Source organism: Allobosea sp. 05T439 (assembly GCF_056396005.1).
Genome location: NZ_JBFTKP010000015.1, coordinates 37,571 through 60,547, shown reverse-complemented (window position 1 = coordinate 60,547; position 22,977 = coordinate 37,571). Strand labels below are relative to the sequence as shown.

The following is a 22,977-nucleotide window of genomic DNA, read 5'->3' as shown; positions in this document are numbered from 1 at the left end:
AGTTTCAGAAGGTTTGCCATGTGCGGAATTGCAGGAGCGGTGTCGCTGGTTCGCCAGCCTGTCGCTAAGCTTGGTAATGCGCTCGCGACCATGAGCCACCTGATCGCGCATCGCGGTCCGGACGGGCAGGGCGTTTGGCAGGCGCCGGGCGATGTCTGCGGACTCGCCCATCGCCGGCTCGCCATCATCGACCTGTCGCCCGGCGGCCGCCAGCCGATGATCGGCGGCAATGGCGCGGTCATCACCTTCAACGGCGAGATTTATAACTACGTCGAGCTGATGGCGGAGCTGAAGTCGGGCTGGGACTTCCGCTCGTCCTCGGACACGGAAACCGTCCTGGCGGCCTATGCGAAGTGGGGCGTAGACTGCCTGACTCATCTGCGCGGCATGTTCGCCTTCGGGCTGTGGGACGGCGAGCGCTTTTTCGCGGCGCGCGACCGCTTCGGCATCAAGCCATTTTACTATGCGGTGATCGAGGGTACCCTGTATTTCGCCTCGGAAATGAAGGCGTTGCTGCCACTGTTGCCGGAGATTGCGACCGAGGCGGACGCACTGGCCGAGTACATGACCTTCCAGTACACGATCGGCGAAAAGACGCTGTTCAAACACATCCACACGCTGCTGCCTGGCCACGCTCTGACGGTGGAGAACGGTGAGTTGCGTGTCTTCCGCTATTGGGATGTGCATTACGACGTCGACTGGGACCATACGCCGCGCTGGTTCGGTGAGGAAATGCGGAGTCGGCTGACCGATTCCGTCAACGTTCATCTGCGCTCGGATGTGCCGGTCGGCGCCTATATCTCGGGTGGTATCGATTCAAGTTTGATCGGCATCCTGGCGGGACGGGAGGAGGCTTCTGGTCGTATCGGGTTTCATGGCAAGTTCACCGAGTTCCCCGGTTATGACGAAAGCTCCTATGCCGAGTCGGCCTGCCGGGACGGTGGGATCGAACTCCATCAGATCGAAATCACGGCGAAAGACTTTCGAGACAACATTTCCAAGGTTCTCTATCACCTCGACACACCGGTAGGCGGACCAGGATCGTTCCCGCAGTATATGGTGTCAGGATTGGCTGCGCGGCATGTCAAGGTGGTGCTCGGCGGGCAGGGCGGGGACGAGATCTTCGGGGGCTATGCAAGATACCTGATAGCTTATCTCGAACAGGCCCTGAAGGCGTCGATCGACGGGACCCAGAAGAATGGCAACTTTGTCGTTACGCCCGAATCGATCATTCCGCACCTGACGGTGCTCCAGGAATACAAGCCGTTGATCCGGCAGCTCTTCTCCAAGGGGCTGTTCGGCCCGCTCGACGAGCGCTATTTCCGGCTGATCGACCGCTCTGCCGATATGGCCGACGAGGTCGACTGGTCGGCGCTGGATCGGGCGGGGGTGTTCTCGCGTTTCCAGGCCATCTTCAATTCAGAGCGAAATGTGAAGAAGGAAGCCTATTTCGACTCCATGACGCATTTCGACTTCAAATGCCTGCTGCCTGCGTTGCTGCAGGTCGAGGATCGGATGTCGATGGCGCACGGCCTGGAGTCGCGCGTGCCTCTGCTGGATCACTCAGTCGTTGAGTTCGCGGCGACAATTCCGGCGGACATCAAATTCAAGGGCGGCCAGATGAAGCATTTCATCAAGTCTACCTTCGGGGGTGACTTACCGCAGGAACTCGCCCAGCGGCGTGACAAGATGGGCTTTCCAGTCCCGCTGAACGAGTGGTTCTCCGGAGAACTGAAGGATATGGTCTCGGACGTCTTCTCTACCCAGAAGAACCGGCACCGCGAGTTCTTCAATTCGGATGCGATCCTTGCCAATTTCGACAAGGCCGAGCGCTTCTCACGCAAGACCTGGGGGCTGATGAGCCTCGAGCTCTGGCATCAGCTCTTCCATGATCGCGCGACCGACTATCGGCGCATGCTCGACGAGATCGAGCCTGCACAGGTCGCCGCTCAATAACTTCAGATATCATAGGGACTTTACCATGAAGGTCTTCATTACCGGTGGCTCGGGCCAAGTGGGCTCGACAGCAGCGGACATGTTCCTCGAGCGCGGCGATACTGTGATGTCGCTAGACAACTTTGCGACGGGGCGTCGCGACAACCTGCTCGACAAGGACGGATTGACCCAGGTTGAAGGGTCGATCACGGATGGAAAGCTGCTTGACCAGCTCTTTTCCGAGTTCAAGCCGGACGTCGTTGTTCATACGGCGGCATCCTACAAGGACCCGGAAGACTGGGAGACCGATGCCTTCGTCAACGCAGTCGGCGGCGCCAATGTCGCCAAGTCCTGTAAGACCCACAAGGTAGGCCGCCTGATCTATTTCCAGACGGCGTTGTGCTATGGAACCAAACCGCTTCAGCAGCCGATCCAGCTCGATCATCCGATCAACCCCGTGAATTCGAGCTACGCCATCTCGAAGACGGCCGGTGAGCATTACGTCCAGTTTTCGGGGGTCGACTGGGTGACCTTTCGACTCGCCAATGTTATCGGACCGCGCAACGTTTCCGGACCGCTCCCAATCTTTTACGGCCGCCTTGCCGAGGGAAAGAAGTGCTTCGTCACTCCAGCCCGCCGCGATTTCTGCTTCGCTGGCGACCTCGCCAAGGTCGTGGTGCAGGCCGCTGACGGCAAGGGCAACGGAACCTACCACTTCTCGTCCGGCAAGGACGTCGCGATCAAGGAGCTCTATGACGCCGTCGTGAAGGCGATGAAGCTCAACGATTATCCCGAGCCCGAGGTGAAGCCCCTCGGCCCCGATGATGCACCCTCTATTCTTCTCGACCCATCCCGCACCTTCGCGGATTTCGGCGACGTCACATTCACGCCTCTTGAGGAGATTGCGCGCTTGTCCGTCGAGCGCTGGGAAAGGGAAGGCGTGGTCGGTGGCTACACGCATCTCAAAGAAGCCCGGGCCGACATCAAGACAGCGTCCAAGGCCTGAGGCTAACGATGCGGATCCTCATCACCGGTGGAGCCGGTTGCCTGGGCTCGAACCTGACCGTGCGTTATCTCGAGGCCGGGCACGACGTGCTGGTGCTCGACAGTTTTACCACCGGTCAGCGCGGTTCGCTGCCGGGCGAGCATCCCAGGATGGGTGTCGTGGAGGGCTCGGTCACGGATCGGGCCCTGGTTGAGAAGCTGTTCGCGGAGTTTAAGCCGAGCCACGTGATCCATTCGGCGGCCGCCTACAAGGACCCTGACGACTGGCTGGAGGACACTCGCACGAATGTCGAAGGCACGATTCACGTGGCCGAGGCCGCAAAATCGGCCGGTGTCACGCGGTTCGTCAATTTCCATACGGCTCTCGGCTATGGCCGTCCGGAGCGCCTGCCGATCCCGGTCGATGCTCCGGCTCGCCCTTTCACGAGCTATGGCATCTCCAAGCAGGCCGGCGAGAACTACCTGGCCATGTCCGGCCTGCCATTCGTCTCGCTTCGCCTGGCAAACGTGACGGGGCCGCGCCTCGCCATCGGGCCGATTCCGACCTTCTATACGCGGTTGAAGGCGGGCAAGGGTTGTTTCTGTTCGAGGACAGTCCGAGATTTCATCGACATGGACGATTTCTTTTCGGTCATGGATCTGGTCATGGCGGAGGGGGCGCCGACCGGCGTCTTCAATGTCTCCACGGGGACTGGCCACACGATCAAGGAGATTTTCGACATCGTCGTTGATCATCTCGGTATCACCCTGCCCGAGCCCGTGCCTGAGGTCGAACCTGGAGCGGACGACGTGCCTGCCGTTGTGCTCGATCCGTCGAAGGCGATGGAGACCTTCGGCTGGAGGCCGCGCTATTCGTTCGAACAGACCATTCGGCGGATGCTCACCTGGTATGACGCCCATGGTGTCACCGCCATCTACAGCCACCTGAAGGCGCCGCCGGCGAAAGCCTGAGCGGCGGAGCCTCGAAGCCAGATTGCTCGCGGCGGGCAGGCGCCCGCTGGCGATGAAAAGAACGGATCGTTTCCATGACCGAAACCTTCACGGGCAAGAACGTCCTCGTCGTTGGTGGCGCGGGCTTCGTTGGCTCGAACCTCGTGCGCTTCATCTTGAAGGAACGCCCCCGCAAGCTAACCATCGTGGACAATTTCCTGTCCGCCGATCCGGTCAATGTTCCGGATGATCCGGTGGTCCGCTTGGTATCGGGGCCGATTACGAGCGAGCGAATCCTGGCTGCGCTCGATGATGACCTCGATTACGCCTACCATCTCGCCTGCTTCCACGGGAACCAGTCCTCGATCCATGACCCTCTCATGGACCATGAGAACAATACGCTGACCACCCTGAAGCTGTTCGAACGTCTTAAGGACATCAAGTCGCTCAAGAAGGTGGTCTATTCCGCGGCGGGCTGCGCGGTTGCTGCCAAGACATTCGATGGTGCGACGGCGACGACCGAGGAGGCGCCCGTCTCCCTCTTCCATGACAGTCCGTATTCGATCTCGAAGCTCATCGGAGAGATGTACGGGAATTATTATCACACCCGCTACGGCCTACCCTTCGTGAAGGCGCGCTTCCAGAACGTCTATGGGCCGGGCGAGATCCTGGGGGCTGGGCGCTGGCGCGGTACGCCTGCCACTGTTTGGCGCAATGTGACCCCGACCTTCGTCTGGAAGTCGCTTCATGGGGAGGCTCTGCCGGTCGAGAACGGTGGCATCGCGACCCGCGACTTCATTTTCGTGGAGGACATGGCTCGCGGGCTGATGGCCTGTGGCCTCAAGGGTGACCCCGGCGAAATCTACAATCTTGGCTCCGGCGCCGAGGTCTCGATCCGCGAGTTGGCGGAACGGATCAACGCTGCGACTGGCAATGCCACCCCAATCGCGCTGACGCCTGCCCGCGACTGGGATCGCTCCGGCCAGCGCTTCGCATCGACCGACAAGGCTCGCGAGAAACTGGGCTTCGTTGCCGAAATTCCGCATGAAGAGGGCATCCGCCGTACGGTTGAGTGGACGAAGGCGAATAAAGCAAATATCACGCGCTGTATGATGAGCCACGCGCATTTCGTGCCAGACGTACGGAAGTATGTTTGAGCTCGCAGGCGGTTCCTGAAGCCACAAAGTGAAGAAGCCCGTCCGCCCCCGGCGAGGCAGCCAAAGCATCCATGATATCAGACACAAATAGATCTGCTTCCCTTGATTTTGTCGAAGGCCTGATGGCGTGGCGCTTATGGCTGCGCTTCGGCTGGCATGACATTGTCGCGCGCTATCGCCGCTCCTGGGTAGGGCCGCTCTGGCTGATCGCCACCACCGCGATCTTCGTCCTGGCGTTGGCGTTTGTTTACAGCACGCTTTTCAAGGTTTCATTGGCAGAATATCTCCCATTCGTTGCTGTGGGGGCGGTCGTCTGGAATTTTATCTCGGCGATATGCGCGGAAAGCGTAATGACCTTTGTCGAATCCGAGGTGTATATTCGACAAGTTCGCCGCTCTCCCTTTGTGTATGTCTTTCGTGTGATTTGGCGAAATGTCATTGTCTTCGCCAATCAATTTGTCGTTGCTTTGGCCGTCCTCTTCTTTTTTGTCGATATTACTCTGTTCCACGCACTGCTTGCCATGATCGGTATTGCGCTTCTCTTCCTGCAGACGCTGTGGCTCGTTCCGCTGGTCGGGATGGTCGGCGCGCGCTTCCGCGATCTGCTGCCGATCATCCAGAGCCTTTTGCAGATATCATTCTTCATTACCCCGGTGATCTGGCCGGCCAAGGCGCTGGCGGGCAAGGAATGGGTGGCGTTGTTCAATCCGTTTTTCCACGTGATTGATCTCGTTCGGGCGCCTCTTCTTGGAACGAACCCCGCTCTGGTCTCATATCTTGTGGTCGGGTGTATAACGCTGTGCGGCTTTGCGGCGGCGCATCTGTTCTACAGCCGCTTCCGCTCGCGCATCATCTACTGGCTCTGAGGAGGGCGGTCATGGTCAAGATCGTTCTCGAAGACGTGCACGTAGACTTTCCCTTGCTCCAGCAGGATCAGCGCTCACTCAAGCGCTTGCTGTCGACCCCTCTCAAGCCGATGCGTATCACCTTGGATACGCGCGAGCGGCCGATCCTTCAGGCATTGAAGGGGGTCAATCTTTCGCTGGTGGAAGGGGATCGTGTTGCCGTTATCGGACCCAACGGTGCTGGCAAATCGACTTTGTTGCGGGTGTTGGCGGGCATCTATCCGCCGACCTCGGGCCGGGCCGTCATCCAGGGCAGGGTCGGAGCGCTACTGACGGTAGGACTCGGCATGCGCGACGACGTCTCAGGATTCGACAATATCGAGTTCTGCCTGCTGCTACTGGGCGTAGCGCCGGTCGACATCGACGAGAAGCGCCGCGAGATCGTCGAGTTCACCGGGCTTGAGGAGTTTATCCACCTGCACGTGGGTGCCTATTCGGCGGGTATGAAGACAAAGCTGGCCTTCGCCATCGCGACCTCGATCAATCCGGAGATCCTTATTCTCGATGAGGTCTTTGGTGCTGGCGACGCGGCTTTTGTCCGGAAGGCCGAGACTCGGATGATCGACTTGATCTCGCGTTCGCGTATTCTGGTTTTTGCTTCTCATGGCACGGAACTCGTCGAGCGATTCTGCACCAAGGCACTCTGGGTGGAGGGCGGCCTCATCAAGGAGTTCGGTGAGGTGAAATCCGTCTGCGCCGCTTACCTCGCTTCAGTCCAAGGCTGAAATGTCGAGGCGGTGGGGCTGATAGTGATCTCTAACAAGGTTTGCTCGTGGCATACTGGCGCCTCGGTTGACCACTGAGCAGGCACGAGGTGCGACCTTGAGGTCGTAACGTTCGACTGGACCATAAACCCGCCCTCGTGACTAGATTCCCAGGCAGAATGATCGATTTCTTCTTCAAATATTCGACGCTTTTCCGATGGTTTTTCCCGGCCATTCTGCTGGCTTGCATAGCGTATGGTCTTATCTGCGGTAATTTTAGGAATTTTATCGATGTAAGGCACCTCTTCTTATTGTTTTTTTGCTTCCTGGCCTATTTGGCCATCCTCGCTTTGAATGCCATCCGATGGGTCATCGTTCTCCGCATTTATGAGATCAGGTTCAGTCTGCGCCTCTCTCTGCTGTGGACGATGATCGGACATTTTTTCAATCAGATTCTTCCAACCTCGGTCGGTGGGGATGCCGTTCGGATCTGGCAGGTGGCTAGGCAGATCCCGTTGCGGTTTGCGATCAGCAGCGTAGTGACCGAGCGGCTTGTTGGTTTCATTGCCTTGCTTGTCCTCATTTTTGCGGGTCTTCCGCTTGTGTTCATCAAGTTCGATCTCGGTGTCTTTCTTGTTCTGTTTAGTTTTATTATCTTGTTTGTTGTTGTTTTGATAGTTTTCATGTTCATAGACCGATTTTTTAATAACTATATAACGAGTAGAGTGCTCCTGGCCGCTGCAAGGATTATTTCTGATGTGCGAGAATTATTTAATTATCCTACAATTTTGTTTTTGTCCGTCTCTATTTCCCTTCTGATGCATTTATTCAATGCTCTTATCACGGTTTTTGTTTCGCGTAAGCTCGGGGCCGACGTCGGTCTCGTGGACATCATGCTGATCATGCCTTCGGTCATGCTCGTCAGCAGCCTGCCGATCTCGGTTGGAGGGTGGGGCGTAAGAGAGGCGGGGCTCGCCCTCGGCTTCTCGGTCCTCGGGCAGTCAATCTCGGTGGCCATTGCCACGTCGATCATCCTCGGGCTGGCAAATCTTATTTCCGGTCTTCCCGGAGCCCTTGCCTGGTCGCTGATCCCGCAATCGAGGCGGCATCAAGTTGGCCGACAGCCTACCGAAAGCGCTTGACCAACTACACCCACTTGCTGTTTACGCGCAGACTTACGCGCGCTCGTAGCGTCCTTATTATAAAGGAAGATCAATGTCCCCGAAGACGGCTCTAATCACCGGGGTCACTGGTCAGGATGGGGCCTATCTCGCGGAGCTTCTGCTCGACAAGGGCTATGTCGTTCACGGGATGAAGCGTCGGTCCTCGTCGTTCAACACCGAGCGGATCGATCACTTGTACCAGGACAGGCATGAGCGCGACGTGCGCTTCTTCCTGCACTTCGGCGACATGACCGATGGCCTGAGCCTCGTGCGCCTCGTTCAGATGATTCAACCCTCAGAGATCTATAACCTGGCGGCGCAGAGTCACGTCCATGTCAGCTTCGAGACGCCGGAATACACCGCTCAGTCCGACGCGCTCGGAACTCTGCGGCTGCTCGAAGCAATCAGGATGCTCGGGCTCGAAAAGCACACCCGCTTCTACCAGGCCTCGACATCCGAGCTCTATGGCAACTCGCCGACTCGCCCGCAAAACGAGTTCACGCCATTCGAACCGCGCAGCCCCTACGCGGCGGCAAAGCTATATGCCTACTGGATCACGGCGAACTACCGTAGCGCCTACGGCGTCTACGGCGTCAACGGCATCCTGTTCAACCACGAGAGCCCTGTTCGGGGCGAGACCTTCGTAACGCGCAAGATCACCCGGGCCGTCGCGGCCATCGCCTCTGGCGTGCAAGAGCGGCTTTATCTTGGCAACCTCAACGCGCACCGCGATTGGGGACACGCCCAAGATTATGTGCGCGGCATGTGGCAGATGCTCCAGCAACCGGAGCCGGACGATTATGTGCTGGCGACCGGCCAGACGCATTCGGTCCGGAAGTTCGTGGAACTGGCTTTCGCCTGCATTGGCAGGAAGATCGTGTGGAAAGGAGCTGGTGTCGACGAGACCGGCATCGACGCGGACACCGGGCAGACACTCGTCGCCGTGGATCCCGAGTATTTCCGGCCGCTGGAGGTCGACTATCTTCTGGGCGATGCGACCAAGGCGCGGGTGAAGCTGGGCTGGGTTCCCGAGATCTCGTTCGAGGATATGGTCAGGCAAATGGTGCAGGCCGATCTGGAACGCCACTCGCTCGAACGGGGCGGCGAGACGGCGGCGAGGTCGGCACGCCGAGCGCTCGATCGGAAGGCGGGGCAGGAGACGGCAGGAACTGTCGCGGCGGCTGCCGGGCTTCAATCTGCTCGATACGATGGGTGATCTGTTGTCTGTGACGCAACCGTCGGTGAGCGTGGTGCTGCCGACCTTCAACGAAAAAGAGAACATCGTCCTGCTCGTCGAAGAACTGCGCACGCGCCTTCGCGAAGCGAAGCGCACGTACGAGATTCTAGTCGTCGACGACCGCAGTCCGGACGGGACAGCGGCGGCCGTGCGGGATGCGTTTTCGGACGACGTGGGGGTGCTGCTGATCGTGCGCAGCGAGAAACCCGGCCTCGCCTACGCCATCCGGGAGGGGATCGAGCGGGCGAGCGGCGACGTCATCCTGGTAATGGATACCGACTTCAATCATAAGCCTGCCGATGGCGTCTTGCTCGTCCAGGTCGCCCAATATGTCGATGTCGCCGTCGGCTCCCGCTTCACGTTCGGCGGTGGAATGTCGAGCCTGCTCAGATATTACCTGAGTTATCTCTATAATATCTTTCTCAGACTTCTCCTGGGGACACGAATCGATGACAATTTGAGCGGGTTGTTTGCTATTCGGCGCGAGAAAATCTTGAAATTGGACTACGACAAGATCTTCTGGGGATACGGCGACTATTTTTTCAGGCTTCTACTTCTTTCTCAGCGCGAGCGTTTCACGCATGTCGAATTACCTGTTTTCTACGGGGAACGCCTCGGCGGAGAAAGCAAGACCCGCTTTCTTCGGATTTTTGCGGATTATACGCGCGCCGCTTTCTACGTTCTCTACCTAAAGGTCGTGAAGCGATGGTAGCCGATAGCCTTTTTAAGGAAGTCCACAACTGCCGGATTTGCAACAGCGGTCAGTTGCGGCTCGCAATCGATCTCGGCTCTCAGTCACTTACGGGCCGCTTTCCAGCAGCATCGGAGGCCGATCCGCCGAGCGCGCCGCTCACGCTCATGCGTTGCGCGGAGTGTGGACTAGTGCAGCTCAAGCACTCCGTCGATACTGCCGAGATGTTCGGTGACAATTACGGCTATCGTTCGGGCATCAACGAGACGATGCGGGCGCATCTGTCGGGTATCGCCGCCAGCATCACGCAGCGCGCTGGCTTGAAGGCCGGAGACGTCGTGCTCGATATCGGCTGCAATGACGGCACCTTGCTTTGCGCCTACGATGAGAACGAACTCGTTCGCCTCGGCATCGATCCGATCGCCGAGATGTTCCGCGCTTCATATCCGGCACATCTAAACGTTCACGCGCGCTTCTTCTCGGAACAGGCGTTTCAAGCCATTAGCCCGCAGGGCAAGGCCGACGCGATCACTTCGATCTCGATGTTCTATGATCTCGAGGATCCCGGCGCCTTCGTCGCGGCGATAGCGTCTGCGCTGGCCGAGCAGGGGATCTGGGTGCTCGAGCAGAGTTATCTCGCGACTATGCTCTCACGCAATTCATTCGACACGATATGCCATGAGCATCTGGAATATTATGCCTTGAGGCAGATCGACCGGCTCGTCGAGGCGCATGGTTTGCGCATCTTCGACGTGGCACTGAATGACATCAATGGCGGCAGCTTCCAGACTTGGGTTTGCCGGCGTGAGGCGTCTCACGCTACCAGCGATCGGGTCTACGCGATGCGGGCCAAGGAAGCATCGCTCGAACTGGAGAGCGATGCTCCTTATGCTGCCTTCGTCGAGCGCGTCGAGCGCATCAAGCTGGCATTGCGCGACTTCCTGACTCGCGAAGCCGCTGGCGGCAAGCGGATCTACGTCTATGGCGCGTCGACCAAAGGTAACGTCCTCCTGCAATATTTTGGGCTTGATCGGCAGATTATCGCCGGCTGCGCGGACAGGAATCCCGATAAATGGGGACGCCGTACGCCTGGTACCTCTCTCCCCATCGTCTCCGAGGAAGAGGCGCGCGGGAAGGCAGACTATTTCCTCGTTCTGCCCTGGCACTTCAAAGACGAGTTCATCGCGCGGGAGGCGGAATTTAGAAAGCGTGGTGGAAAACTGATCTTTCCGCTTCCTGATCTGGAGATTGTCGGATGAAGGACGAGAAAGAGCTTCGTTCCGAACGTACTAAGCAGTACTGGGAACGCAATATCGAGGGGTTCTCGGGCTTCTACGACACCGGCTCGGAGGAGGGCCTCGCGGGACCGCGCGTGGTTCGGGCGCTCTACAGGCGCTTCATTTTTCCGATCGAGAAGAAGTTCATGCGCGAGCGCTATCTGATGGTGCGCTCCTTCATTGATCGGGAGGTCCGGCCCGGACAGCGCGCGACCGATATCGGCTGCGGCAGCGGAATTTTCTCCATCCTGATGGCCGAGAACGGCGCCGATGTTCTGGCGCTGGATTTTGCCCATGCAGCCGTCGCCCTGACGACGAGAAATTTGCCGGAACATCTGAGGGAAAAAATCTCGGTGCAGCGGCATGACATATCGTCCGCCGTGATTCCGGACACCGATGTCGCGATCGCGATTGGGGTTCTGCCTTATATTCAGGATGAGCGAGGCTTCATGGACAACATGCTGGGACATTGCCAAGTGGCGATGTTCAATTTCCTCGACGCCGAAAATCCGATCAACATCATTCGCAAGTTCGCCAAGCTGATCGATCCGCGCGGGTATCATTACCATACTCGGTCCAATATCGACCGCCGGCTCCAGGAACTCGGTTTCACACAACGTGTCTTCGAGCCACTCGCGACGGGATTTGCCGTCTACGCGCGCAGGTGAACGATGGTCGCCAAGTCAACGCCGGTAGATGACGCTGCCGCGCCGAGCGCGTGTTTCGGGAAAGCCGGCCCGATCCCATGGGCACGCCCGATGATGTTCGGGGACGAGGAGGAGTTCCTCCTTGACGCCCTGCGCTCGACTTGGATCTCCGGTGGACCCTACGTCGACCGGCTCGAGCGCGAATTCGCACAGCGCGTAGGCGCGCGCAACGCACTCGCGGTCTCGAACGGAACGACCGCGATCGAACTAGCTTTGCGCGGGCTAGGGATTGGGCCGGGAGACGAGGTCATCGTTCCGGGGTTCACCTTCGTCGCCGCCGCCAATGTCGCCCTCAGTTTGGGGGCAACCGCGCTGTACGCGGACGTGGATCGGGATAGCTGGCTTCTCGATCCCGGCGAGATCGAGCGACTGACGACCCCGCGGACGAAGGCGGTGATGCCCGTGCATCTATACGGGAACGTCGCGAGGATGGATGCCATTACGGCGGCAGCCGATGCATTGGGAATAACCGTCGTCGAGGACGCCGCTGAGGCGGCATTCTCCCGCTATGGCGACCGCTTCGCCGGCACGATGGGGCGTGTCGGAACATTCAGCTTCCATGCCACTAAGACGATCACGACAGGCGAAGGCGGAATGGTCGTGACCGACGACGACGCGCTCGCCGAGCACATGCGTATCCTGCGGTCTCACGGTATGGCGACGAGGCGCTACTGGCACGACGTCGTCGGCTACAATTTTCGCCTGACGAATTTGCAGGCGGCCCTTGGTTGCGCGCAGCTCCTCCACCTCGATGAAGTCATCGCCGAGCGCCAGCGTATCCATGCCGCATATGAGGCGCTGTTGTCCGATCTGCCTTGCGCTGTTGTGCAAAAGTTCGAGCTGGCGGTTGATCCCGTCCTGTGGGCGATGGCGGTCCGGTTGGAAGGCGACACGGACCTCGATCGCCTGCGGGCACGGCGCGACGCGATTATGGAACGGATGGCCGCCGATGGGATCGAGACCCGCCCCGGCTTCTATGCCTTGAACCTGCTCGCGCCCTACCGCTGCCCAGAACTGCCGGCGGCATCCCGCATCAGTGCCGGCGTTATCGTTCTGCCGACATTCGTTGGCCTTTCCCAAGCGGAAATGGAGCGGGTATGTGACAGCCTTCGCACCCATCTGCGTGAGACACAGTGAGACAAATGCGCTTCCAGAGTGATTTTCTCCGGCATTACCTGCAGGTGGCACCCGCAGCGCTAGCGATCGAAAGGTCGCTCGAATGCGACCTGCTCGCTGCACACGAGTTCCAGCGGCCAGTGCTCGACATCGGCTGCGGCGACGGCGTCTTCGCTGCCGTCCTCTTTGCCGAGAAAGTCGATCTGGGCATCGATTTTGATCCGGCAGAGATCGCTCGCGCACGCATCTATGAGCGCTATCACGAATTGGTCGTATGCGGCGGTGACAGCATTCCACGCCCCGATGAGAGCTTCCGCACGATCTTCTCAAACAGCGTCCTCGAGCACATCCCCGATCTGATGCCGGTTCTGCGAGAGGCGCATCGGCTTCTTGCGCCGGAAGGGCGCTTTTACGTGACGATTCCCACGGATCAGTGGGAGAGGAACGTGCTGCCAGCTCGCCTGCTCTTCGCCCTCGGACTGCGTGGTGCAGCCAAGCGCTACGGCCGCTGGTACAACAAGTTCTGGAACCACTATCATGCTTATTCGGTCGAGGCTTGGGCCGAACTTTTCGCGGAAGCTGGCTTTCGCGTGGTAGAGCAAAGAACATACGCGCCAGCGAATGTCACAACTTCCCTCGACACTATGACGGCATTTGCCCTGCCGTCGCTTTTCACGAAAAAGATTCTTGGGCGCTGGATACTGAGTTCCAGTATCCGCAAGGCTTTCGTCGGTGCAGTCCATGCGCCACTGAGTCGTTTCGTGTCTGGAATCTGCGCTTCAAAGGGTAGCCACGGATTGGTCTTTCTCTCCTTGACGAAGTGACTTGTCGATTTGGCCTCGCTCTGAAGTCCGCTTCCTTGCGCCTATTTGGTCCTCAGTACTGACTTCGCGTGGAGGCGAGGAAAATGATCGGTAGCTCCCACAGATTCCCGTTCACAGCCGCGCTTCTGCTGATCGCTGTGATATCCGCAGGATGGCTGAGCTACGTCCATTTTCTACCGGTCAAGACCTATTATGCTCCCCAAGAGGTCACCTTCTTTCGCGGGGCCTCCTTCTTCCAAACGTTGGCCGTGATGGACTTCGCTGAAGGCTATAAGCGGTTTTCACCATTCGGCTTCGGGCTCATCGGCTACCTGGACTTCAACATTCTTGTCCCCGCCTTGGGTCTGTCGGCCGCAGATGTGCCGACGCTGGCCGTAGCAACACGGTTGACCTGGCTTCATCCCGTTCTATTGGCGGTGACTTGTGCGACGGCGGCCTACGTCACATGGCAGCTTTTCCGGAACGCGAGCCTCAGCATTCTTGCGATAATCCTGATCGGGTTGAACGACGCAGTGCCATTTCAAATGCGCTTCGTCTCAACGCTCGCTTGCTATCTGCTGCAGATTGCGGCCCTCCTGTCAGTCTATTTCCTGTCCCGCCTCGAGCAGGTGAGGCGGGCGGAAATCGGCGCTCTGCTTTGTGTTGCCGTTGCTCTTGGCGTTTGGGAGCAAGGTCTGAGCTTGGCGCTGGCCGTAGCCGCCTATCTGTCAATTACGATCTGGCTTGATCGAGAGAAGGGGGGGGCTTCTTTCCTTAACTCACCACGGCTGAGGTTGCTTTGCGCCGTTTGTATCCTCGTCGCCGGCTATCTGGCGCTACGAGTCGGGGCAGGAGCAGAAGAGGCGCTTTCGATCAATCGCGAGGCTTCTTACTTCTTTTCCTACCGTAATGCTTTGCTGATGCTGGATGATGCACTGCTGAATGTCGGGGCTCTGGCGCAACAATCATTCAGGCAGTTTCTGCCGTTTCCTCCGTTGTCGTGGGCAGTGATGCTCGGGAGGAACATGAACGATCTCAATCCGTATAATACCGCGTATGCCCAGTTCCCGGGCATGGCATACCGCATGATGGGGCTATGGTATGCGGGTCTCGCGTTTGGCGCTTTCCTGGTGACCATCTTCGCTGCGCTTCGAATCGCTGCAGCGAGCGAGCGGGCCGAGCGCAACGTGATTATCCTTTCGGTTTGCATCTTTGTTCTCGGCATGATCATGCACGTACCAATCATGCATAGAGACTATTTTTATATCCCCGGCTTCGCGACCGGGTATAAAATCAGTGTAAGCTATGTAGGATTTGTGCTTTTGATGCTTATTTTCGTGCGCCGCTTTATTCGCGGGGCGTGGTTTAGAGCGCTGTCCTCGCGGAGACGAGCTCTGATTATCGGGGCTGCCTTCTTATATCTTGTTGGCTCAGCCATTGCCCGTACCACTTTCCTCAATCTGCCGCAGAATTATCCTTGGTGACGCTTATCGCTTGAACGCCGGAGGGTTGCTGGCCTGCTTGGGGGATCGGGATGAGGCGTGCGGAGGCGATCCGTTTGAGATGGCCGGCCGGAGTCCGGGCGGCTGGCAATCATCACGCGCAGCCTCTGTGAGGCCAGATGACTAGAAAGCTCCGCTCATATGGCCGAAGCGCAGCAGCGAGCTTCCGTTGGATAAAAACTGGCGACAGCAACATTTCACATGAGTGCGGACTGACGTTGCCCCTCGTTCCTAATCCGGTTTGAAGTTCGTTCTGGCCCCTCGAGAGGACCAGAACATGAAGCGCAGCCGCTTTTCGGAAGAGCGTAACCGTCCGGTCTCGGCCCTGTGAGCTTTGGCGCTCAGTTCAGGCCGCAGCATTTTTTGTATTTTTTGCCGGAGGCGCAGGGGCACGGGTCGTTTCGCCCGACCTTCTGAGCTGGAGCGGCGAAGGGGTTTGATCGGACGGGGATGGTTGGCGCCTGGGCGTTGGCGAGGCGCCAGTCGTTAAGTTCGATCACCCAGTCGGCGATCTTGTCGTGGGCCGTGGCGGTGATGGCCTCGATCTGCTCGTCGGAGAAGCGGGGATCGCGGCGGGCGACGTCGGCGAGCGTCATCAGGCCGGTCCAGGCCTTGGCGGCTTCGATATCGGCGGTGGCGAGGGGCAACCAGGCGTCGGGCTTCAGCTTGACGGCCTTTTCGAAGCCCTCGATCCAGATCTCCCACATGATCTCGTTATGGCGCTTGTCGATGCTGAAGATCGGACCATAGCGCTCTGGCTGGTCGAACAGCGTGCGCGCGACATCGTTGTAGAGCGCCATGACCAGTCCCATGACCTTGTTGGCGTGGTCGAGGCTCTCGAACACCGGCTCGCCTTGACCATCCTCGCTGTTCCAGACCCATGGCAGCCAGGCGCTGGGCGGGATCATCTGCGGGCAGACGAGGAGGCCGGCAATGAAGCCGTCCAGCTCCTCGATTAGCATCGCCTGTTCATCAAGCTCCAGCAGCGCTTTCGATAGCTGCTTCTGTTGGCGCGACAGTCCGGGCATGGCTCGTCCAGTTCCAAGGGGCGAGTTCACCGACGCGGTTGATGGGGTGGTCGCCGATGCGGGCCAGAACATCCCGGAGATAGGCCTGGGGATCAAGGCCGTTGAGCTTGGCGGTCTCGATCAGGGTGTAGATGACGGCGGCGCGCTCGCCGCCGCTGTCGGAGCCGGCGAAGAGCCAGTTCTTGCGGCCGATGGCGAGCGGCCGGATCGCGCGTTCGGCTGCGTTGTTGTCGATCTCCAGATCGCCGCGACTGGCGTAACGGGTCAGCGCGGGCCAGCGCGACAGTCCGTAGCGGATCGCCCTGGCGAGTTCGCTCTTGCCCGACAGCATTGGCAGCGTCCTGTCGAGCCAGCTTCGCAGATCCGCGAGGCGCGGAACGGCATGCTCCTGACGCGATCGTCGTCGTTCGTCGGGCGGGCGGCCGCGGACAGCGTCCTCGACCTGGTAGAGTTCGCCGATCCGGCGCAAGGCCTCGGCTGCGACCGGCGAGGCGTTCGCCTGATGGATGTCGAAGAACTTGCGCCGCACATGCGCCCAGCAGGCGACCTCGATGACCGCGGCCGGTTGGCCTTGGCTGCCGGCATAGAGCTTGTCGAACCCGGCATAGCCGTCGGCGTGGAGATATCCCGCAAAGCCCTGGAGATGGCCTTGCGGGCGCACGCCCTTCCGATCCGGGGTGTAGCGATAGAGGACAGCCGGCTCCGCAGCTCCGGCATGGGGTCGCTCGTCACGGACATAGACCCAGAGGCGACCCGTCGCGGTCTTGCCAAAGCCGGGCGCGAGCACCGGCACGGGCGTATCGTCGGCGTGGAGCGTGTGCCCCGCCAGCGCGTGTCGGCCGATCGCCTCGGCCAGGGGCGCGAGCAGCGCCGCCGCCGATCCGACCCAATCGGCCAGGGTCGAGCGGTCGAGGTCGACGCCCTCACGGGCATAGATCTCGGACTGGCGGTACAGCGGCAGATGGTCGGCATACTTGGCCACCAGCACATGGGCGAGCAATCCAGGGCCAGGCCGCCCGCGCTCGATCGGCAGCGACGGCATCGGCGCCTGCGCGATCATCTCGCACAGGCGGCAGACGATCTTGGGGCGGATATGCCGGACGACCTTGAACAGGGTGACGCGCTCCAGCACCTCGGTCTCGTCCTGGCCGAGCCGGCGCAGTTGTCCGCCGCAGGCCGGGCAGCCGCAGCCGAGATCGCCGCCGGCAATGCCCGCCGGCCAATGCACGACGTCCTCGCGCGGCAGGTGATCGGGCAAGGGACGACGAACCGGATGCTGCCGGGCGTCGGGAGTTGCGGGCATGATCGCGCGCTCCAGAACCGTCCGTGCCGCCGTGCCCTCCTCGACATCCTCGAGCGCCAGTTCCAGCTGATGGATCGCGGCGTCGAGCTTCTCCGACGACTGCCCGAACTGCATCCGGCGCAGCTTCGCCAGTTGCGCCTTCAGCTTCTCGATCATGAGCAGATGGGCGGCGCTCTCGGCCCGCGCCGCGATCAGCAGCGCCTGGAGCGTCGCGACGTCGTCGGGAAGGTCTGCGGAGGCGCTCGGCATGGTCGTCCGAGATTACCGGGAAGCTGGCGGCCAAGCCATTGAATCATGGTCGATCTTGACCGCAGGCCGTGTCTCTGAATCGGCCCCTGGCCCTCCGCTTCATACCGCCAGGCTGGGGCGATCGGTTCGGATCGGCGCGCGCCAGTCGATCCCTTCCAGCAGCATGGACAACTGCGCCGGCGTGAGCCGCACCACGCCGTCCGTCGTCACCGGCCAGATGAAGCGGCCCTTCTCCAGCCGCTTGGCGAACAGGCAGAAGCCCTGACCGTCCCAGTACAGCACCTTCAGAAGGTCGCCACGGCGGCCGCGGAAGACGAACAGGTGGCCAGAGAAAGGATCCTGCTGCAGCGCCCCTTGCGCCAGTGCCGCCAAACCGTCGAAGCCCTTGCGCATATCGGTCGGGCCCATGGCGAGATAAACCCGCATCCCGGCGGGGATCGCGATCATCGCCGGTCCAACACGTCGAGCACCCGCCGCAGCGCATCCGCATCGACATCGCGATCGACCCGCAGCCTGCGGCCAGAACCGAGCGCGATCTCGATGATGCCGGACGAACGACGGCTTCGACGCGCAGGCTCCGCGCCGGCGATCTCGGATGCCGGGGCCGGCGTGAGGTCGGTCACGGCAGGAGCCAGTTCGACCGGAAGCAGAAGCGGCGCCGGATGACCGCCGCTCAGCTGTCCCAGCTTCGCCTGACGTCGCCATGTGAAAACCAGGCTCGCCGCGACGCCGTTGCGACGCGCCACATCCGTCACCGTCACACCCGCGGCGAAACTCTCCTCGACGATCCGGACCTTGTCCTCATAGCGCCAGCGTCGTCGCCGCTCGATCGCGCCCAAAACCTCCGCCCGAACCATCGCCATGACCTTAAAGCTAGACTTAAGGTCACACCGTTCGGGAAACCCCGCCCACCGCGCAAGGCGGCCGAGACCGGACGGTTACGGAAGAGCAGATCATCGCGATCTTGAAGGAACATCAGTATCCATCCGGCGTGGGCCGCGGCGTGCTTATTTCGTCCTGTCACGATGGATGTCGATGAGGTTGAGCAGGCTTTCGACGCCGAAGTCGGTGAAGGCCATAGTGCCGTCCTCGTGCGGTGGATCGTAGACCCAGATCAGCCCGTCCTCTGGCTCCATGTCGAGAGCGAGATCGGCGAGCCAGTCTTCGTCCCTGCCGAGATCAAGGGCGACGAGCGCCAGGGTCCGGACGGAGTGGACCTTGTTGAGCTGCATCGTTTCAGGCCGCGATTGTGGCTGCCGGATCAAAACTCCTCAGAAGCGCCGTTTGATTTCTCCCCAGTTTAGCGCTGCCGCCGGTCTCCCGGGGCGCGCCCCGGGAGACCGGCGGCGCGTCATCACCGATGCTTCTCCTGATGGTCGGGAGAGGGATTTCGGTGATCAGTACGCATACGACGAGGGCCGCGGGATAGAGGCCCGCGCGCGTACGATGTCGGCGCTATGATAACGGTTTGCGAGGGTCAGGCGGCCTGCTGATCTGCGGGCTTTTCAGCTTCGCGCAGGAGCCGCCACTCCCAGGGCAGGAGTTCGCGCAGACGCGAGACGGGCAGATCGGCGATGCGGGCCAGGACGTCGGCGAGCCAGGCCTTCGGGTCGACGCCGTCGAGGCGGGCTGTGGCGATGAGGGTGAGCATGACGGCGGCACGATCGGCGCCGCGCTTGGAACCGGCGAAGGTCCAGTTGCGCCGTCCCAGAGCAATGCCTCGCAGCGCTCTTTCGCGGCGTTGTTGGACAAACAGATCCTGCCGCCATCGAGGAAGCGGGCGAAGTCGGCCCAGCGCCTGAGCATGTAGTTGATCGGCTTCAGGACCTCGGCGGAGCGCGAGAGGGTTTCGCGCTCGCGGAGCAACCAGGCATGCATGTCGTCGAGAAGCGGCTTGCTCTTTTCCTGGCGCACGGCATGCCGCTCGTCGGCGCTGCAGCCATTGATGGCGCGCTCGATCTCGAACAGCGCGTCGAGGCGCCTGACCGCCTCCAGGGCGATCGGGGAGACCGGTTTGCCCTTCTTGCCGTCGCGGGCCTTTTTCGCGATGTCGGCTAGCTCGAAGAATCCGCGCCGGGCATGAGCGTAGCAAAACGCCGGCGTGATTGGCTGTTGCTTCCGCTGGGGGTCGAACAGCGGCTCAAAGCCGCTGTAACAGTCGCATTAGGATGCCTGCGAACCCGGCCAGATGCTTCTGCGGGTGCTCGCCGCGTAGGTCGCTCGAGGCGTAATAGACCGCCGCCGGCGGCGCAGGTCCGGCGAAGGGGCCGTCATCGCGCACATAATGAGATGGACGGTCCCCGCTACTGATAGGCTTCAGCGGCTCCAGCATGAGGAGGACAGCCATGACAAGGATGACGATCGGTCTCGATATCTCGAAAAGCTGGTTTCAGGTTCACGGGGTCACCGAGGATGGTGAGATCATTCGCCGAAAACTGGCCCGTGGAAAGGTTCTCGATTTCTTTTCACGGCTCCCAGGTTGCGTCGTCGGGCTGAAGCATGCGGCAGTGCTCATCATTGGGCCCGGGAGTTGTCCAAGTTGGGCCATGAGCCCAAGCTCATGCCGGCCCGTTACGTGCGCGCTTATGTGAAGACGAACAAGCACGACGCCGCAGACGCGGAAGCCTGTTGGGAGGCAGTTCAGCGTCCCGGCATGCGGTTCGTTCCTCTCAAGAGCGCGGAGCAGCAAGGATTGTTGATGCTCCATCGCACGCGCGATCTCCTGACACGGCAACGAACCGGTGCGGTGAACGCTCTGCGTGGTCACCTGGCCGAATTCGGCATCGTTGCCGCCAAGGGAAAGGCAAGTGCCCGCGATTTGATGGAGCTCGTCGGAACTGATGAGCGCATTCCGGAATGTGCCCGCAGGGCCCTCCTGGTTTTGGCCGATCAGATCCGAGAGACCGAGCAGAATATCGAGCGCTATGATCGGGCCATCCTCGCAACCGCCCAGGACGATGAGGTGTGCCGCCGGCTGATGAAAGTGACCACGATAGGCCCGTTCGCCGCGACCGCGCTTGCTGCCACGGTGGGCGATCCCAAGCATTTTTCTTCGGCACGGCACTTTGCTGCCTGGCTTGGACTAGTGCCAAAACAGCACTCGACCGGAGGCAAGGAGCGGCTCGGCGGGATCAGCAAGCGTGGTGATGGCTACATCCGCAAGCTGCTGATCCATGGGGCTCGAGCGGCTGTCCATCGTGTCCGGATTCATCAGGTGAGAAACGCTTGGATCACCGAGCTGCTCGACCGACGTCCGTTCAACGTCGCAACCGTCGCGCTCGCCAACAAAACCGCTCGGATCGCATGGGCGATCATGATGAGCGGGGAGGAATACCGGCTTCCGGCGTAAAATCGGAACCCGGTTCGTCTGCGAGGGCATTCGGCAAAGTGATGGCAACCGGTCGGACCGGGATCGGCCAAGCCCGTTGGACCTATCGAGCTTCGCGCTCGCCAACGTAATTGGGCGCCGATCCGCGGATCTCATCAAGGCCCGTGGCAGCGACGCCATAAGGCCGGATAGATAGCTGCAACGACGATTTGCCGGAACGATGCGAATATCCCTTGCGAAGCGGGGGCCGTCCATAGATAGGTCCAGATCCGGCCCGTGTCGGTCTTGCCCTTAGCGAGGATCGGCACCGTCAAATCGTCGGCATGCAGACGCTCGGCCGCCAGCACATGCGCCTCGATCAACGCATGCAGCGGCGCCAGCGCCGCGGTCGCCGCTCCGACCTGGTCGGCCAGCGTCGAAACGGAGAGGTCGATGCCCTCGCGAGCGTATCTCTCGCTCTGGCGGTTCAAGGGCTGATGCTGCCCGAACTTCTCAAAGAGGATTGTCGCCAGCAGGTTCGGCCCCACGAAGCCGCGCGGCGTCACATGGAAGGGCGCCGGCGGCTGCGTGATCGCCTCGCAGGAGCGGCAGGTGAACTTCTCGCGGACCGTCTGGACGACCTTCCAGGATCGCGGGACGACCTCCAGGGTCTCGGTCAAGTCCTCGCCGAGCTTCGACAGCCTTGAGGAGCCGCAGCATGGGCACGAGGTCGGGGCCGGCACGACGACGCGCTCGCGCGGCAGGTGCTCGGGGAACGGCTTGCGCACCGGGTGACGCCGCAGCGCAGGCGGCAGTGTCGCCACTCGGCGTGACGCTGCTTGCGCGTCGATCTCGTCCTCAGTCGCCCTGGCTTCCAACTCCTCGAGCTGAAGCTCCATCTGATCGATGAGACGCAGGGTGCGCTCGGAACGCTGACCGTAGAGCTCGCGCTTGAGCTTCTCGATCATCAGCTTCAGATGCGCGATCGTCGCCTCGACGGACGAGGCCTCGGCCTTCGCCCTCAGTGCTTCCGCAGCCGCGAGAGAGGCGGCCGCGTCCGCCTCGAGCCGCGCCGCGCGCTCGGCCAGTATCATCGCATGCGCCGCTGCCAGATCGGTCGGCAGCGACGGCGAAGTCGTCGATGCGGCGGTGTTGCTCACGACCAGGATGGAATCACATCTCTCGGAGAACACAAGCAAAAAGGTCTCATCCGACCGAGGTCGGCCGCCACGTCTCCACCGGATTGCGCCAGTCGATGCCGGAGAGGAGATAGCCCATCTGCGCGGGTGTGATCGCAACGACGCCGTCAGCCGGTGACGGCCACAGAAAGCGGCCCTTCTCCAGCCGCCGCACGTAAAGGCTCGCCGCCTGACCGTCGTGCCAGATCACCTTCAACAGATCGCCGCGACGCCCGCGAAAGCAGAAGATGTGGCCGCCGAGCGGATCGCGCTTCAAGACCTCCTGCGCCACCAGCGCCAGCGAGGAGAACCCCTTGCGCATATCGGTGTGGCCCGTCGCCAGCCAGACCTTCATGCCGACCGGAACCGGGATCACCTGAACGCCTCAAGGCCGCGCGCCAACTCAACCATCGCATCAACGTCGACGCCGCCCTCGGCGATGATCCGCCGACCGTAGGACAACACGATCTCGACCCGCGGCGAGCGATCCAGCAGCGCTGCTGGTCGGTGATCCTGATGCGGCCTCGGTGCCGGACTGAGCGGCACGGCATTCGGTGCCATCGACACCGGCAGAAACGCCGTCGGACTTTGCCGCTCATCGAGCCGCTCGCGCCAGCGGTAGATCTGCTGCGCCTGAATGCCGTGCCGCTTCGCCGTCTCGATGACGTTCCCGCTCGACAGCGCCTCCGTCACGACCGCGCGCTTCTCTTCCGTGCTCCAGCGCCTGCGCCGAACATAGGTCTCATCATCCACGCCGAGCTCTCCAGCAGCGCTGCCAGC

The 22,977-nt window shown here is 60.8% G+C and carries 21 protein-coding genes and 3 pseudogenes; 15 read left to right on the top strand and 9 right to left on the bottom strand.

Translation table 11 applies throughout. From position 1 onward, the window contains the following. Positions 1 to 18: 18 nt before the first annotated feature. The 14 genes from asnB to AC1DIO_RS18595 all read left to right on the top strand — a co-directional run bounded on the left by asnB (position 19) and on the right by AC1DIO_RS18595 (position 15,114). The gene (gene asnB, locus AC1DIO_RS18660; protein WP_476853863.1) at positions 19 to 1,956 is read left to right on the top strand and encodes an asparagine synthase (glutamine-hydrolyzing); all 1,938 of its coding nucleotides are present in this window, start codon (positions 19 to 21) and stop codon (positions 1,954 to 1,956) included. Between the two features lie 25 nt (positions 1,957 to 1,981). Beyond that, complete coding sequence (locus AC1DIO_RS18655; RefSeq protein WP_476853862.1) at positions 1,982 to 2,941, top strand: NAD-dependent epimerase/dehydratase family protein; 960 nt, start codon at positions 1,982 to 1,984, stop codon at positions 2,939 to 2,941. A gap of 8 nt (positions 2,942 to 2,949) precedes the next feature. Further along, positions 2,950 to 3,891 carry an NAD-dependent epimerase/dehydratase family protein gene (locus AC1DIO_RS18650; RefSeq protein WP_476853861.1) on the top strand — a complete coding sequence of 314 codons (942 nt, stop codon included), beginning with the start codon at positions 2,950 to 2,952 and terminating at the stop codon, positions 3,889 to 3,891. Between the two features lie 74 nt (positions 3,892 to 3,965). Beyond that, the gene (locus AC1DIO_RS18645; RefSeq protein WP_476853860.1) at positions 3,966 to 5,027 is read left to right on the top strand and encodes an NAD-dependent epimerase/dehydratase family protein; all 1,062 of its coding nucleotides are present in this window, start codon (positions 3,966 to 3,968) and stop codon (positions 5,025 to 5,027) included. Between the two features lie 122 nt (positions 5,028 to 5,149). Continuing rightward, positions 5,150 to 5,893, top strand: a complete 744-nt coding sequence (locus tag AC1DIO_RS18640; protein WP_476853859.1) for an ABC transporter permease — start codon at positions 5,150 to 5,152, stop codon at positions 5,891 to 5,893. Between the two features lie 11 nt (positions 5,894 to 5,904). Further along, complete coding sequence (locus AC1DIO_RS18635; RefSeq protein WP_476853858.1) at positions 5,905 to 6,657, top strand: ABC transporter ATP-binding protein; 753 nt, start codon at positions 5,905 to 5,907, stop codon at positions 6,655 to 6,657. Positions 6,658 to 6,815: 158 nt separating this feature from the next. Continuing rightward, positions 6,816 to 7,778 carry a lysylphosphatidylglycerol synthase transmembrane domain-containing protein gene (locus tag AC1DIO_RS18630; RefSeq protein WP_476853857.1) on the top strand — a complete coding sequence of 321 codons (963 nt, stop codon included), beginning with the start codon at positions 6,816 to 6,818 and terminating at the stop codon, positions 7,776 to 7,778. A gap of 73 nt (positions 7,779 to 7,851) precedes the next feature. Next, entirely contained in the window at positions 7,852 to 9,015 is a 1,164-nt protein-coding gene (gene gmd / locus AC1DIO_RS18625; protein ID WP_476853856.1) for a GDP-mannose 4,6-dehydratase, read from the top strand. Beyond that, complete coding sequence (locus tag AC1DIO_RS18620) at positions 9,008 to 9,748, top strand: glycosyltransferase (protein WP_476853855.1); 741 nt, start codon at positions 9,008 to 9,010, stop codon at positions 9,746 to 9,748. The genes gmd and AC1DIO_RS18620 overlap by 8 nt, the downstream gene beginning before the upstream one ends. After that, positions 9,742 to 10,986, top strand: coding sequence for a class I SAM-dependent methyltransferase (locus tag AC1DIO_RS18615; RefSeq protein ID WP_476853854.1), 1,245 nt, complete (start codon positions 9,742 to 9,744; stop codon positions 10,984 to 10,986). The genes AC1DIO_RS18620 and AC1DIO_RS18615 overlap by 7 nt, the downstream gene beginning before the upstream one ends. Then, positions 10,983 to 11,672: a class I SAM-dependent methyltransferase gene (locus AC1DIO_RS18610; RefSeq protein WP_476853853.1), complete on the top strand. Its 690-nt coding sequence runs from the start codon at positions 10,983 to 10,985 to the stop codon at positions 11,670 to 11,672. The genes AC1DIO_RS18615 and AC1DIO_RS18610 overlap by 4 nt, the downstream gene beginning before the upstream one ends. Positions 11,673 to 11,675: 3 nt before the next feature. Further along, positions 11,676 to 12,848 (top strand): DegT/DnrJ/EryC1/StrS family aminotransferase, encoded by a 1,173-nt coding sequence (locus AC1DIO_RS18605; RefSeq protein ID WP_476853852.1) that lies wholly within the window; start codon positions 11,676 to 11,678, stop codon positions 12,846 to 12,848. A gap of 5 nt (positions 12,849 to 12,853) precedes the next feature. Then, positions 12,854 to 13,651 carry a class I SAM-dependent methyltransferase gene (locus AC1DIO_RS18600; RefSeq protein WP_476853851.1) on the top strand — a complete coding sequence of 266 codons (798 nt, stop codon included), beginning with the start codon at positions 12,854 to 12,856 and terminating at the stop codon, positions 13,649 to 13,651. A gap of 83 nt (positions 13,652 to 13,734) precedes the next feature. Beyond that, positions 13,735 to 15,114 carry a hypothetical protein gene (locus AC1DIO_RS18595; protein ID WP_476853850.1) on the top strand — a complete coding sequence of 460 codons (1,380 nt, stop codon included), beginning with the start codon at positions 13,735 to 13,737 and terminating at the stop codon, positions 15,112 to 15,114. A 359-nt stretch (positions 15,115 to 15,473) separates the two neighbouring features. Here AC1DIO_RS18595 and AC1DIO_RS18590 read toward each other — a convergent pair whose 3' ends face one another. The 6 genes and pseudogenes from AC1DIO_RS18590 to tnpC (AC1DIO_RS18565) form a co-directional block, all read right to left on the bottom strand. Beyond that, positions 15,474 to 16,094, bottom strand: a complete 621-nt coding sequence (locus AC1DIO_RS18590; RefSeq protein WP_476853849.1) for a UPF0149 family protein — start codon at positions 16,092 to 16,094, stop codon at positions 15,474 to 15,476. Positions 16,095 to 16,104: 10 nt separating this feature from the next. After that, positions 16,105 to 17,712, bottom strand: a complete 1,608-nt coding sequence (gene tnpC, locus AC1DIO_RS18585; protein ID WP_476832809.1) for an IS66 family transposase — start codon at positions 17,710 to 17,712, stop codon at positions 16,105 to 16,107. Between the two features lie 99 nt (positions 17,713 to 17,811). Then, positions 17,812 to 18,159, bottom strand: coding sequence for an IS66 family insertion sequence element accessory protein TnpB (gene tnpB, locus AC1DIO_RS18580; protein ID WP_476832808.1), 348 nt, complete (start codon positions 18,157 to 18,159; stop codon positions 17,812 to 17,814). Next, a complete protein-coding gene (tnpA, locus tag AC1DIO_RS18575) occupies positions 18,156 to 18,551 on the bottom strand; it encodes an IS66-like element accessory protein TnpA (protein WP_476832807.1) in 396 nt (131 codons plus the stop codon). Before tnpA (AC1DIO_RS18575) ends, tnpB (AC1DIO_RS18580) begins: the two co-directional genes overlap by 4 nt. 168 nt (positions 18,552 to 18,719) lie before the next feature. Beyond that, on the bottom strand, positions 18,720 to 18,944 hold the full coding sequence (locus AC1DIO_RS18570) for a hypothetical protein (protein ID WP_476853848.1): 225 nt from the start codon (positions 18,942 to 18,944) through the stop codon (positions 18,720 to 18,722). Positions 18,945 to 19,189: 245 nt separating this feature from the next. Next, positions 19,190 to 19,996, bottom strand: a pseudogene (gene tnpC, locus AC1DIO_RS18565) (IS66 family transposase); the annotation flags it as partial. Positions 19,997 to 20,057: 61 nt separating this feature from the next. Between tnpC (AC1DIO_RS18565) and AC1DIO_RS18560 the strand changes: the two are divergent. Beyond that, a pseudogene (locus AC1DIO_RS18560) lies at positions 20,058 to 21,061 on the top strand (IS110 family RNA-guided transposase). A 233-nt stretch (positions 21,062 to 21,294) separates the two neighbouring features. On the opposite strand, the pseudogene tnpC (AC1DIO_RS18555) reads toward AC1DIO_RS18560, so the two are convergent. From tnpC (AC1DIO_RS18555) to tnpA (AC1DIO_RS18545), 3 genes and pseudogenes are all read right to left on the bottom strand, one after another. Then, a pseudogene (tnpC, locus tag AC1DIO_RS18555) lies at positions 21,295 to 22,113 on the bottom strand (IS66 family transposase); the annotation flags it as partial. A gap of 112 nt (positions 22,114 to 22,225) precedes the next feature. Continuing rightward, entirely contained in the window at positions 22,226 to 22,552 is a 327-nt protein-coding gene (gene tnpB, locus AC1DIO_RS18550; protein ID WP_476853847.1) for an IS66 family insertion sequence element accessory protein TnpB, read from the bottom strand. A gap of 17 nt (positions 22,553 to 22,569) precedes the next feature. Then, positions 22,570 to 22,950: an IS66-like element accessory protein TnpA gene (gene tnpA / locus AC1DIO_RS18545; RefSeq protein ID WP_476853846.1), complete on the bottom strand. Its 381-nt coding sequence runs from the start codon at positions 22,948 to 22,950 to the stop codon at positions 22,570 to 22,572. Between the last annotated feature and the right edge of the window lie 27 nt (positions 22,951 to 22,977).

Coding starts and splice junctions, on each gene's coding strand:
- tnpB (WP_476832808.1), bottom strand. CDS start 18,159: ATGATCGCGATCCCCGCCGGGATGCGGGTTTATCTCGCCATGGGCCCG.
- asnB (WP_476853863.1), top strand. CDS start 19: ATGTGCGGAATTGCAGGAGCGGTGTCGCTGGTTCGCCAGCCTGTCGCT.
- AC1DIO_RS18620 (WP_476853855.1), top strand. CDS start 9,008: ATGGGTGATCTGTTGTCTGTGACGCAACCGTCGGTGAGCGTGGTGCTG.
- gmd (WP_476853856.1), top strand. CDS start 7,852: ATGTCCCCGAAGACGGCTCTAATCACCGGGGTCACTGGTCAGGATGGG.
- AC1DIO_RS18595 (WP_476853850.1), top strand. CDS start 13,735: ATGATCGGTAGCTCCCACAGATTCCCGTTCACAGCCGCGCTTCTGCTG.
- AC1DIO_RS18630 (WP_476853857.1), top strand. CDS start 6,816: ATGATCGATTTCTTCTTCAAATATTCGACGCTTTTCCGATGGTTTTTC.
- AC1DIO_RS18605 (WP_476853852.1), top strand. CDS start 11,676: ATGGTCGCCAAGTCAACGCCGGTAGATGACGCTGCCGCGCCGAGCGCG.
- AC1DIO_RS18635 (WP_476853858.1), top strand. CDS start 5,905: ATGGTCAAGATCGTTCTCGAAGACGTGCACGTAGACTTTCCCTTGCTC.
- AC1DIO_RS18615 (WP_476853854.1), top strand. CDS start 9,742: ATGGTAGCCGATAGCCTTTTTAAGGAAGTCCACAACTGCCGGATTTGC.
- tnpB (WP_476853847.1), bottom strand. CDS start 22,552: ATGAAGGTCTGGCTGGCGACGGGCCACACCGATATGCGCAAGGGGTTC.
- AC1DIO_RS18640 (WP_476853859.1), top strand. CDS start 5,150: ATGGCGTGGCGCTTATGGCTGCGCTTCGGCTGGCATGACATTGTCGCG.
- AC1DIO_RS18655 (WP_476853862.1), top strand. CDS start 1,982: ATGAAGGTCTTCATTACCGGTGGCTCGGGCCAAGTGGGCTCGACAGCA.
- AC1DIO_RS18590 (WP_476853849.1), bottom strand. CDS start 16,094: ATGCTAATCGAGGAGCTGGACGGCTTCATTGCCGGCCTCCTCGTCTGC.
- tnpC (WP_476832809.1), bottom strand. CDS start 17,712: ATGCCGAGCGCCTCCGCAGACCTTCCCGACGACGTCGCGACGCTCCAG.
- AC1DIO_RS18650 (WP_476853861.1), top strand. CDS start 2,950: ATGCGGATCCTCATCACCGGTGGAGCCGGTTGCCTGGGCTCGAACCTG.
- AC1DIO_RS18645 (WP_476853860.1), top strand. CDS start 3,966: ATGACCGAAACCTTCACGGGCAAGAACGTCCTCGTCGTTGGTGGCGCG.
- AC1DIO_RS18610 (WP_476853853.1), top strand. CDS start 10,983: ATGAAGGACGAGAAAGAGCTTCGTTCCGAACGTACTAAGCAGTACTGG.
- AC1DIO_RS18600 (WP_476853851.1), top strand. CDS start 12,854: ATGCGCTTCCAGAGTGATTTTCTCCGGCATTACCTGCAGGTGGCACCC.
- AC1DIO_RS18570 (WP_476853848.1), bottom strand. CDS start 18,944: ATGCAGCTCAACAAGGTCCACTCCGTCCGGACCCTGGCGCTCGTCGCC.